This is a genomic window from Porticoccus litoralis (assembly GCF_030676955.1).
GTDB classification, from domain to species: domain Bacteria; phylum Pseudomonadota; class Gammaproteobacteria; order Pseudomonadales; family Porticoccaceae; genus Porticoccus; species Porticoccus litoralis.
On the sequence record NZ_JAUUUU010000001.1, the window covers coordinates 256,956 to 267,991 of the forward strand.

Genomic DNA, 11,036 nt, shown 5'->3' on the forward strand with positions numbered 1-11,036 from the left:
GATTTTGATGAAGAAAGCTATCTCGCTAGTGGTATTCCTGTCCTGCCTGAGCCAGCTCTGTTATGGCGTGACGGAAGAAGAACGAAAGGCTAACTGGGACAAGCTGCGAGAAATAAAAAGCCAGACTACCCTAGTATTGCACCCCCAAAAAGGGGAAATAACACGAGGCCCCAATATAGTCGAACCCGGTGATGATCTTTCCAGTCATTTCTCGGAAGTTTACCTGTTAAGAATTATCGACCCCCAGGATAATGAATTCTACAAAATACACATTACCGCTCTGCACCGAGGAGACCAGTGGATGAACTACACACTGGCCGCCCGTAAAACGGGGTCCGGATTAAAGCTCTTAGCACTCTCACGAGAGGAGCGAACTGACAGTGAAGGCAACACCATGCGCGAAGAGCAGCTCGAACTCGCCATCAGCTTTCTGGATCTTGCCAACAACATTGGTGGCCGTGGGCTCGATATTCTATTGCTCGGCGAAACCCGGCAGGAAATTCATATTTCCAGTTTGTACCTGTTAGCCATGATGCAGAGCATTTGATGATCGCCTTGACCCAGCCAACCTATTTCTCTTGTTTACAGACGACCTTGGCTGACAACACAAACGTCAAACCGGGGACTTACCCCGTCGCCAAATTCAACAATACCCGGTGACAATCAACAAAAAAGGCCCGCAATTGCGGGCCTTTTTTGTTGGTGAAGTATCGTGAAGTTAACCCCTGAGGGCACCCAATATCTTATCCACTGTCTCCTTGGCGTCACCAAACAACATACGGGCGTTCTCCTTGAAGAACAGCGGGTTTTCCACGCCAGAATAACCGGTAGCCATACCGCGCTTAAGGATCACCACCTGACGAGACTTCCACACTTCCAGCACAGGCATACCGGCAATGGGGCTGCCCGGGTCTTCTGAAGCCGCCGGGTTAACCGTGTCGTTGGCACCGATCACCAGCACCACGTCGGTCTGCGGGAAGTCGTCATTGATTTCATCCATTTCCAGCACGATGTCATAGGGCACATGGGCTTCAGCAAGAAGCACGTTCATGTGTCCCGGCAAACGACCCGCCACCGGGTGAATACCAAAGCGCACATTGATGCCCTTGTCGCGCAGGAACTTGGTGATATCTCCCACCGCGTTCTGGGCCTGAGCCACCGCCATGCCATAACCGGGCACGATGATCACAGAATCAGAGGCAAGCAGCTCTTCAGCCAGTTCATCCACAGAGGTTTCCTGGATTGTTTGATCTTCCAAGTCCGCAGAAGAACTGCTGCTGGTCTGGCCAAAGCCACCGAGAATCACGCTGATAAACGAGCGGTTCATGGCACGGCACATGATGTAACTGAGGATAGCACCACTACTACCCACCAGCGCGCCGGTGACAATCAGTAGATCATTGCCAAGCATGAAACCAATGGCTGCCGCGGCCCAACCGGAGTAACTGTTAAGCATCGAGACCACCACTGGCATATCGGCACCACCGATAGCCATGATCAGGTGAACCCCCAGGACCGACGCAATGGCTGTCATCAGGATCAGAGCAAATATCCCCGCCGCCTTGCTCTCAGCACCGACGAACATAATACCCAACACGATCGTCACCAGCAGCGCAGCCAGATTCATATAATGGCGTCCCGGCAGAGTCAGTGCCTTGCTGGGAATTCTGGCGTCGAGCTTACCGCAGGCAATCAGCGATCCAGTAAAGGTGACGGCGCCAATAAAGATACCCAGGTATATCTCGATCAGCTTGATCGTGTGCTCGGCACCGTGGGTAACAATCAACGGTTCGATATAACCTGAAAAACCCACCAGCACGGCGGCCAGACCCACAAAGCTGTGCAGCAGTGCCACCAGCTGGGGCATCTGCGTCATTTCCACTTTGTTGGCGAGCATCAGGCCGATGCCGCTACCAATGAGAATTGCCAAAACAATACTGACAATGCCACTGCCACCAAAGCTGGCAATGGTCACGATGATAGCGATGAAAATACCCGCCACACCGTAGTAGTTACCCTTTCGGGCGGTTTCCTGATGGCTCAGTCCGCCAAGACTGAGAATAAACAAAATGCTGGCCACAACGTAGGCCACACTAACTATTCCATAACTCATGGTGTGACCCCCTTATTTGCGGAACATTTTCAGCATGCGATGGGTGACTCGGAAGCCCCCCGCAATGTTAATAGTGGCGATGAGCACAGCCACAAAGGCCATTATGCCCACTGCAGCTCCTTCAGCCCGAGCCAGGTGCAACAGCGCCCCGATCACGATAATGCCACTGATGGCATTGGTGACACTCATCAGCGGTGTGTGCAGTGAAGCCGTGACGTTCCAGATCACCTGCCAACCGATAAAACAGGCCAGCACAAACACGGTAAAGTGGGTGAGGAAGCTTTCCGGCGCATAAGCACCAACGCCGAGCAGCGCCAACGCCGTGACAGCAAACAGTGCGATCTTGCCACCCCACTTGCGCAGCGGCGAGGGTGCGACGGCAGCCTTACCCGCCGGTGAGGGCTCTTCGGTACTGGGTTTGGGCGCAGCAACCGACACTTCAACCTTGGGTGGTGGCCAGGTAATAGACCCGTCATTCACCACGGTCAATCCGCGGATCACGGTATCTTCCATATCAACCACTGGCTGACCATCTTTCTCGGGTGTCAGGTCAGTCACCAAGTGGACCAGGTTACTGGCATAGAGGTCACTGGACACCTTAGCCATGCGGCTGGGCAGGTCGGTGTAACCGACAATGGAGACATCGTGCTTCACAGCAACCACACCGGGTTCGGTCAGCTCACAGTTGCCACCGCGCTCGGAGGCGAGGTCGACAATCACACTGCCGGGCTTCATGGATTCAACCATTTCCGCAGTAATCAATTTAGGTGCTGGACGGCCGGGAATCAGTGCCGTGGTGATGATAATATCCACCTCTTTGGCCTGTTCCGCAAAAAGTGCCATTTCCGCCTGGATGAACTCGTCGCTCATTTGCTTGGCGTAACCGCCACCGCCGCTGCCATCCTCGTCACCGAAATCCAGCTCCAGGAACTCGGCACCCATACTTTCCACCTGTTCTTTAACTTCCAGGCGGGTATCAAAGGCGCGCACAATAGCGCCCATACTGTTGGCGGTACCAATGGCCGCCAGACCGGCGACGCCGGCACCAATAATCATGATCTTGGCTGGGGGCACCTTGCCAGCAGCAGTGACCTGACCGGTAAAGAAACGACCGAAATGATTGGCTGCTTCAATAACTGCCCGATAGCCGGCAATGTTGGCCATAGCGCTCAGGGCATCCATTTTCTGGGCACGACTAATACGGGGCAAACTGTCGATAGCAAATGCCGTCACGCCCTTTTCAGCCAACTTGTCGAGTAATTCAGGGTTCTGGGCGGGCCAGATATAACAGGCCAGAGACGCCCCCTGTTTCATCATGTCGACTTCGTGACGACCTAACTGTGAATTATCCATGGGAGCACGTACTTTCAACACAAAGTCCGCTTGTCCCCAGAGGGAGGGAGCATCCACCGCAATGGCGGCGCCGGCGTTCACATAAGCCTCGTCGTCGTAGTGGGCAGGATCACCAGCCCCCGACTGAATCAATACCTCATAGCCCAGCTTGATGAGCTTTTGTACCGAGGCCGGTGTAGCGGCAACACGCCGCTCGTCCGGAAAAATTTCCTTCGGGATACCTATTGTTATCATCAGCATTCTCTCCAAACCTGATCTCGGGTCAGGTGCATAGTCCATAAATGTAAACACGCAAAGCGGGTTCGCCTAACTTGTGACTATCCAGCCGGAAAAACATGACTGTGCCGTAACTAAAGCACTGAATACTTTAGAAAACCAGCATATTGTCCGTTTTTAAATAGTAAAAGTGTTGCTGCTCCTACAACCGCTTTGAATGTTACGCCATACACAGGCAGCGTAAATCATTCTTTTATAGGATAGTTTTATGAGATATATAAGAAATTATGATGAGTTACGAAATCGCATAAGCCATCTTTTACAAAACATTTACAAAATCGCCCTTAAGCACTGCTTTGACGTTACTGATAAAGAGGTATGACATCCGGGCTCTGTCAAAAGTACCTCACTGACATCCCCTCAATAACGCCCACTGCGCTAAGGGGCGGCACCTTATCATGCTCACCCACATTTACCACCCGTAGCGAGAAAAAATCAGCGGCTGAAGAGTTTTTTAAGTAGCGCTGTAGTCTGTTTGGCTGGGTCCTGCCGAATGGCCGCCTCTTCCTGAGCCAGATAATAAAAAATACCAGCCATGCCTTTTTCAATGGTGTAATCGGTAAGATCGGTTTTCAGGTCCGGCACAAATGGCAAAGTTTTGTAGTTGCCGGCAATACTGTCATAAACCTGCACGGCACCCACCTGACTGAGACTGTCGGCAATCACCGGACGCATTGCCTCACCCAGAGAACCACTCATTTTGTCACGGAAGTATTGGGTAGCGGCATCTTCCGAACCATTGTAGATATTGCGGGCATCCTCAATCGTCATCTCGCTGATGGCATCCAGAAACAGTGTCTTGGCCTTTGGCGTCGCGGCTTCGGCAGCTCGGTTAAGCCGTGTTTCCAGTTCCACCAGGCTGGCGCCCATACCAACCTTCTCCAGCAAAGCCTTGGCCTGTTGGATTTGCGCAGGCAACGGAATATGAATCTGCTCGTCTGCCAAAAACCCATCGTTGGCCCCGAGCTGTGATACCACTTTGCCGGTGCCCACCTTGAGGGCGTCCTTGAGTCCAGCGGCAATTTCCTCCACCGACAGATTATTCAGAGAGGCGGAAGAAGTCTCTGTAGAAGTGCCCGTGGCACTTTCCAGCAACTGTCGACCGCTTTCCCACCAGCTGGCGGCATTTACGGCCATGGAGAACATCAGCAATGACAGGGTAACGAAATGAATTCCAGACTTCATGGGTAGCACTCTCTGATCCTGAGAAATGAGCGCATAGCGTAGCACGGCTGTTGTATGGGGTTAATGGCAATTCGCCGCTTAAATGAGATGAGTAAACTTGATTGAAAAAAGCAGGCTAAAGATAAAAAACACCTACAATTAACTTTAAATTCTATAGTTAACTATATGTAATTATTTAACTTCTATACCGTACTGAGTTTCAACTTTCATGCGCCACTCTTTTTGATTTTCTTTACCCGCTCGGTATACCCACCCCTGAACCTCAATAAATCGCCCTTGTAGAGATTGGTACCAATTGCGATCAAAGCGATACCAATGCTCAGGATAGGTAATGGCAACCAGGCGATTATCCAGCTCAAGTCGCCAGCTCTTTTTGCCCAGCTTTATTGCGGTCACCTTGCCCTGCACCCGTTGAAATCCGCCAGTGGCAATACCTGAGGCGGACACCGGTGCAATCCCGGCGGCACTCCACAAACCAAGCCCGGCGGAACGTGCTCGCGCTTCGGCACTGGCCAGACATTCCGCCTGGGTCAGATTTGGCGGAACGGCTACATGATAGGCAAGCCCCTGCTCCAGCAACTGTTGCTCAAGACTTTCACCCCGAGTATTAAACACGTGTGCCAGCGTGCGTCCGTATCGATCTTTGGCCTGCTTGTCGACAGATATCATGACCTGTCCTGAATGGCGGACAAACTCCTCAACCAAACGGGTAGCTGCTTTTGCCAGTGGTTGATCCGGCCTGCCATCACGCCCCATTTCGGTGGCGTTGACACCGATCAGTCGCAGCTTGCGACCATCGTCAAGTTTCAGGGTATCGCCGTCGTAGACGTGATAGACGGAAACAGGCTCAAGGGGGCCAACGGGTTCACAGGTTACGCCGGCCCAAGCCGATCCAAAAAATACGAAAGGAAGTAAAGCGAAAAAACGTACAACAAAAAACGCGCTTCGGGCTTTAGCCGGAAGCGCGTTTTGGCCGCCTCGAAAGGCCAGCTGCATAAACTTATTTCTTGGCGGAACGACCAGCGAAACGCTTGTTGAAGCGGTCGATACGGCCACCAGTATCAACAACTTTCTGCTTGCCGGTGTAGAAGGGGTGGCACTGGGAGCAAACATCCACGTGGATGCTGTCACTCAGGGTGGAGCCAACTTCAATAACGTTGCCACAACTGCAAGTTGCAGACAACGTGCCATAATTCGGGTGAATTTCTGCTTTCATTTTCTCTTAGCCTCTGTATCTTGCACACCGCAACCCGATCTCTGTTCAACCCGAATCTCCTGTCTGGGATCAGTATGCACATCTGGTACACTGCAGATCTCGGTCAGGTTTTGGCTGATTGCCAATGCGTTCAGCCATTCGGGATGCCTTTCAATTATGCCGGGCACCGCATGCCGCCTTAACGGAGCGCGAATACTACCAGAAAACAGTCCCCTTTCAAGGTTTTAGCATAAAAACACTGCGATGACAGATCCCGCCATTCTCCGCATTGCCATTCCCTCTCCATTGCGGCGGCTGTTTGATTACCTCTACCCTGCCGAACTTGGCCCATTACCAGAAGCAGGCTGCCGCGTACTGGTCCCTTTTGGACGCCGCCAACTGGTTGGGATTGTCATTGGTCAGGCAAGCAGCAGTGAAGTACCAACAGATAAATTAAAGCCCATAGCGGCGTTGCTGGATTGCGAGCCCCTGCTATCTCAGAATCTTCTGGAGCTGGGATCATGGGCCGCCAGTTACTATCAGCACCCGATCGGCGATGCACTCAGTTCACTGTTACCTGTGCTGCTGCGCCGCGGAGAACCACTGCCTAGCAATGCAGAACCGGCATGGCAACTGACAACTCGCGGCAAAGGACTACCGGAATCAGCCCTGTCCAGAGCACCGCGACAGCAACAGGTGTTACAGCAACTGCAACTTCGCACTGCCAGCCGTAGTCACTTTCAGCAACTGGGCATCAGCAGCACCATATTGCGGCAGCTGGAACAGAAAGGTTTGATTGAGCAGATTGAGTTGGCACCAGAAGCCAGCGTTGATCATTCAAACTTGCTGGCGGAACCTTCCCTGCCCCTTTACCCAGAACAACAACAGGCCCTGGAACAGATTCAACTGTCGGGTTTTCACAGCTACCTGCTGGATGGCACAACCGGAAGCGGCAAAACCGAGGTTTACCTGCAACTGATTGAACAGGTGGTGCGAAAGGGTCGCCAGGCGCTGGTCATGATTCCTGAGATCAGCCTGACACCTCAGACCTTACAGCGCTTTACCTCAAGATTTAATTGTCCTGTCGCCGTAATTCATTCCGGACTCACAGACAGAGAACGGGCATTGGCCTGGGATCAGGCCAGAACCGGACGGGCAGCCATTGTCCTTGGCACCCGCTCCGCCATTTTTACGCCACTGAAAAACCCCGGCCTGTTAATCGTTGACGAGGAACATGACAGTTCTTTCAAGCAACAGGAAGGGTTTCGCTATTCGGCCCGAGATCTGGCAGTGTGGCGCGCCCAGTCAGAACAAATACCCCTCATACTGGGTTCGGCCACGCCATCCCTGGAGTCACTGTACAACTGCCAGCAACAGCGATACACCCGCCTGGTATTGTCATCCCGTGCCGGCGCGTCGCAGCAGCCTGCCTGGCAGACTGTCGATGTTCGTCAGCACCGCCTGTCCTCTGGTTTCTCCCGAGAATTGTTTGATGCCATGCAGACGCAACTGGATGACGGCAACCAGGTACTGGTCTTCCTGAACCGCCGGGGATTTGCCCCCACGCTCAGCTGCCACCAGTGCGGCTGGATTGCCAACTGTCACCGCTGCGAAGCTCGGCTCACCGTACACCGCCAGATTAACCGCCTGATCTGCCACCACTGTGAGTTTCAGCAGACTGTGCCGACGCGATGCTCCCAATGCCATAGCGTGCAGTTACAGTGTGTGGGCCAGGGCACGGAACGAAGCGAGGAAACCCTGGCAGCTCTTTTCCCGGATTTTCCGGTCATTCGGGTTGATCGGGATACTACCCGCCGCAAACAGGCCATGCAGGAAATCGTTGCAAAGATTCACAGCGGCGAGCCCTGTATTTTGGTGGGCACACAAATGCTGGCTAAGGGCCACCATTTCCCCAATGTCACGCTGGTGGCAATACTGGATGCCGACGCCGGACTGTTCAGCGCAGATTTTCGCGCCGCAGAGAAAATGGGCCAGCTAATCACCCAGGTTGCGGGACGGGCTGGGCGAGGAAAAAAGCCCGGCATGGTCATTCTGCAAAGCCAGCACTGTGAACACCCGTTGATTTCCACCTTGATCCACCAATCCTACAGCGAATTTTGCGAGATGCTGCTAACTGAACGGCGACTGGCCCAGCTGCCACCGTTTCGCTATATGGCATTGCTACGAGCCGAGGCCCGCAACATGACTGATGCTGAAAACTTCTTAGCCTATGCCCGCCAATTGGCTGAACAGCAGGTTTCACCCAACCCGGACATCAGCTACCTGGGGCCACTACCCGCACCAATGGAAAAACGCAGCGGTCGTTTTCGACAGCAATTCAGTATCACCTGCCGCGAAAGACCCAGGCTCCAGCAGTTGATGAGCTGGCTTTGCCCACAACTTGAAGCGTCCTCTCTGGGGAAAAAAGTGCGCTGGTCGGTAGATATCGACCCACAGGATATGAGCTGATAACAGCATTTAATTGGAAGCGCTGGCGGCCACTGTGAGTTAATCCTACAATGGCGCCCAGCATAGGAGTAGTGTCACACCCATGACCCGGGATTACGCCAAAAAAGCCTCACAAAAAAATCATAAACGCCCCAACGCAAGAAAAAGTCGCGCCACAAAACAGGGGGCGCCGGGATGGCTCTGGTTGCTGGCCGGCATTCTGCTGGGGGGATTGATAGTGACGCTATATCAACTCGCCAATACCGAAGATGGTGACAAACAGCCTGCACCCCAAAAAACTAAACCCCAACAGCAGGCGCACGAGGAACCGAACGGCAAGCCACGCTTCGATTTCTATACGCTGCTGAGAGAAACCGAGGTCATTGTTCCGGACAACCCCGCCCCTACCAACCGCTCTGAAAGCGAAGCAGTTCCGGAACCTAAAGTCACCGCCAATGAAGTGTTCCTGCTGCAGGTTGGATCATTCAAAAGCAACTCGGATGCGGATAGTCTTAGGGCTCGTTTACTGTTATTGAATCTCAGCACCAGCATTGAAATGGTAAGCCCGAGAAAAGGAGAGACCTGGCATCGGGTACTGGTCGGCCCCTTTACCAACCACTCCGATGTGACAGAAGCCCGCAACCGCCTGGCGAGCAACGGTATTGATTCGCTGTTGTTGAAACGCAAAGAATAATCAGATTCGGCTTTTTCAGATAAGTCTCACCGGAAAAACGATAGTTCTATCCGCGAAACTTTCGCCCCTTGTGGTGTCGCTCAAGGTTTTCGATTCGCTTTTTTTCGCTTTTGCGCAACATCACATAGGTGGCACCCGTGCCGCCATGCTGGGGCTGGGCACTATGGAATGCCAACACCTCTTCGAACTGCCGCAACCACTGATTAGTACAGCTTTTTAACAACGCCGGTTTTTCGCGATTCTCTCCACGACCATGGGTGATCAGGGCACAACGAATTTCATGTTTAACGCAGTCCCGAATGAACTGGTACATCTGCTGCCTCGCCTGCTCAACAGTTAATCGGTGCAGGTCCAGCCTAGAATCAATGGTGTATTTGCCCAGTCGCAGGTTTTTGTAGACACCGTTTTGAACTCCCTCGCGTTTGAATGCCAGCACATCCCTTGGCTTGACCATAGGGATATAGGCTTCCGAAGTCAGGCCATCAGCATCCTGTGTAATTTCCTGTTGCGCAGCCTTGCGCCGCACAACCAGCCCCGGTGATTGCTCCCTGACCTTGCTTAACAACACACGATCCGAGGGCTTTGACAGGGGCATCACATCGTCCATCTCCTGCCGAAATAAATGATTATCGTCGTCGCTCACTGCCAAACACTCTTGAAGTTACTAACGGCTCGGGCAGGCAATTATAGCCCTGGCAGCGCTCAGGCTGCATCTGTATGAGCTTGGGTGCTACCCATGAATCTGGACCTGGCCAGCTCATCGGCCACATCACTGGTCGCAGCTCCGGTGACCTTTGACCGCTGAAAGATTTCAGGCAAGGTTTTAGCTGCCATCTCGTCGATATGGCGTAATACCTCCTGGCGATCAGCACCGAAATACTGATAGTAGACGTCGATTAATCCCCCAGCATTGATGACGTAGTCCGGCACATAAAGGATACCCGCCGCCTGCAAGCGCTGGCCGTCCTCCGCGGTCGATAACTGGTTGTTGGCTGACCCCGCAACCACAGGTGCAGCCAGTTCGCGAAGGCCAGTCTCATTAATCACCGCCCCCATGGCACATGGTGAAAACACTTCCGCCGGCTGACGCAGAATATCTTCCGGCAACACTGGAATCACGCCTAGGTCGGCAACTGCCTTTTTCAGGTTATCTGTGAAGATATCCGCAGCATAGACTCGCGCACCGGCAGCGCTGAGCAGTCGAGCCAGTTCGTAGCCGACTTTCCCCACCCCCTGAATAGCGACACGAATACCAGCCAGCGTATCCCAGCCCAACTGGAAGCGCGCAGCCTGCTCAATACCGCGAAACACACCGTAAGCGGTATAGGGAGAGGGGTCACCACTGACACCGGCAACATGCTCGAAACCGGTGGCATACCGAGTTTCAGTCGACATCATTGCCACGTCCTGCTCACCAATTCCGACATCCTCTGCCGTCACATATTCGCCGTGTAGGCTTTCCACCAGGCGCCCCATCGCTTTTAACCGCTGAGGGGTTTTATCGCGCAGCGGGTCGCCAATAATCACGGCCTTGCCACCGCCCAAGTTCAACCCGGTAATAGCGGCTTTGTAGGTCATTCCCCGGGACAGCCGAAGCACATCCGTAATTGCTTCATCATCGCTGGCATAGGGCCACATTCGGCAACCCCCCAGAGCACAACCCAGGTTGGTATTGTGAATGGCGATAATTGCCTTCAGGCCACTGCTTGCATCGTGGTGAAAAACCAGTTTTTCGTGGCTGTCATAGTCGGGGTGTTGAAACACACTCATGA

Annotated in this window: 10 protein-coding genes; 3 read left to right on the forward strand and 7 right to left on the reverse strand. The window is 53.3% G+C overall.

Annotated features, from left to right (window positions below; genetic code table 11):
• Window positions 1-7: 7 nt before the first annotated feature.
• Complete coding sequence (locus Q8A57_RS01310; RefSeq protein ID WP_305169118.1) at window positions 8-547, forward strand: hypothetical protein; 540 nt, start codon at window positions 8-10, stop codon at window positions 545-547.
• Between the two features lie 171 nt (window positions 548-718).
• Here the strand turns inward: Q8A57_RS01310 and pntB are convergent, their stop codons facing one another.
• The 5 genes from pntB to rpmE all read right to left on the reverse strand — a co-directional run bounded on the left by pntB (window position 719) and on the right by rpmE (window position 6,143).
• Window positions 719-2,113, reverse strand: a complete 1,395-nt coding sequence (pntB, locus tag Q8A57_RS01315) for a Re/Si-specific NAD(P)(+) transhydrogenase subunit beta (RefSeq protein ID WP_305169119.1) — start codon at window positions 2,111-2,113, stop codon at window positions 719-721.
• Window positions 2,114-2,125: 12 nt separating this feature from the next.
• Window positions 2,126-3,706, reverse strand: a complete 1,581-nt coding sequence (locus Q8A57_RS01320; RefSeq protein ID WP_439651635.1) for a Re/Si-specific NAD(P)(+) transhydrogenase subunit alpha — start codon at window positions 3,704-3,706, stop codon at window positions 2,126-2,128.
• 471 nt (window positions 3,707-4,177) lie between these two features.
• Window positions 4,178-4,927 (reverse strand): DUF4197 domain-containing protein, encoded by a 750-nt coding sequence (locus Q8A57_RS01325; protein ID WP_305169120.1) that lies wholly within the window; start codon window positions 4,925-4,927, stop codon window positions 4,178-4,180.
• Between the two features lie 171 nt (window positions 4,928-5,098).
• Window positions 5,099-5,923: a thermonuclease family protein gene (locus Q8A57_RS01330; RefSeq protein ID WP_305169121.1), complete on the reverse strand. Its 825-nt coding sequence runs from the start codon at window positions 5,921-5,923 to the stop codon at window positions 5,099-5,101.
• 4 nt (window positions 5,924-5,927) lie between these two features.
• Complete coding sequence (rpmE, locus tag Q8A57_RS01335) at window positions 5,928-6,143, reverse strand: 50S ribosomal protein L31 (protein WP_305169122.1); 216 nt, start codon at window positions 6,141-6,143, stop codon at window positions 5,928-5,930.
• Window positions 6,144-6,386: 243 nt separating this feature from the next.
• Between rpmE and Q8A57_RS01340 the strand changes: the two genes are divergently transcribed.
• Window positions 6,387-8,591, forward strand: a complete 2,205-nt coding sequence (locus Q8A57_RS01340; RefSeq protein ID WP_305169123.1) for a primosomal protein N' — start codon at window positions 6,387-6,389, stop codon at window positions 8,589-8,591.
• 82 nt (window positions 8,592-8,673) lie between these two features.
• A complete protein-coding gene (locus Q8A57_RS01345; protein ID WP_305169124.1) occupies window positions 8,674-9,264 on the forward strand; it encodes an SPOR domain-containing protein in 591 nt (196 codons plus the stop codon).
• Between the two features lie 46 nt (window positions 9,265-9,310).
• On the opposite strand, the gene smrA is transcribed toward Q8A57_RS01345, so the two are convergent.
• The gene (smrA, locus tag Q8A57_RS01350; RefSeq protein WP_305169125.1) at window positions 9,311-9,907 is read right to left on the reverse strand and encodes a DNA endonuclease SmrA; all 597 of its coding nucleotides are present in this window, start codon (window positions 9,905-9,907) and stop codon (window positions 9,311-9,313) included.
• A gap of 59 nt (window positions 9,908-9,966) precedes the next feature.
• On the reverse strand, window positions 9,967-11,034 hold the full coding sequence (locus tag Q8A57_RS01355; RefSeq protein WP_305169126.1) for a Glu/Leu/Phe/Val dehydrogenase dimerization domain-containing protein: 1,068 nt from the start codon (window positions 11,032-11,034) through the stop codon (window positions 9,967-9,969).
• Between the last annotated feature and the right edge of the window lie 2 nt (window positions 11,035-11,036).

Coding starts and splice junctions, on each gene's coding strand:
- Q8A57_RS01355 (WP_305169126.1), bottom strand. CDS start 11,034: ATGAGTGTGTTTCAACACCCCGACTATGACAGCCACGAAAAACTGGTT.
- Q8A57_RS01330 (WP_305169121.1), bottom strand. CDS start 5,923: ATGCAGCTGGCCTTTCGAGGCGGCCAAAACGCGCTTCCGGCTAAAGCC.
- Q8A57_RS01310 (WP_305169118.1), top strand. CDS start 8: ATGAAGAAAGCTATCTCGCTAGTGGTATTCCTGTCCTGCCTGAGCCAG.
- pntB (WP_305169119.1), bottom strand. CDS start 2,113: ATGAGTTATGGAATAGTTAGTGTGGCCTACGTTGTGGCCAGCATTTTG.
- Q8A57_RS01340 (WP_305169123.1), top strand. CDS start 6,387: ATGACAGATCCCGCCATTCTCCGCATTGCCATTCCCTCTCCATTGCGG.
- Q8A57_RS01345 (WP_305169124.1), top strand. CDS start 8,674: ATGACCCGGGATTACGCCAAAAAAGCCTCACAAAAAAATCATAAACGC.
- Q8A57_RS01320 (WP_439651635.1), bottom strand. CDS start 3,706: ATGCTGATGATAACAATAGGTATCCCGAAGGAAATTTTTCCGGACGAG.
- Q8A57_RS01325 (WP_305169120.1), bottom strand. CDS start 4,927: ATGAAGTCTGGAATTCATTTCGTTACCCTGTCATTGCTGATGTTCTCC.
- rpmE (WP_305169122.1), bottom strand. CDS start 6,143: ATGAAAGCAGAAATTCACCCGAATTATGGCACGTTGTCTGCAACTTGC.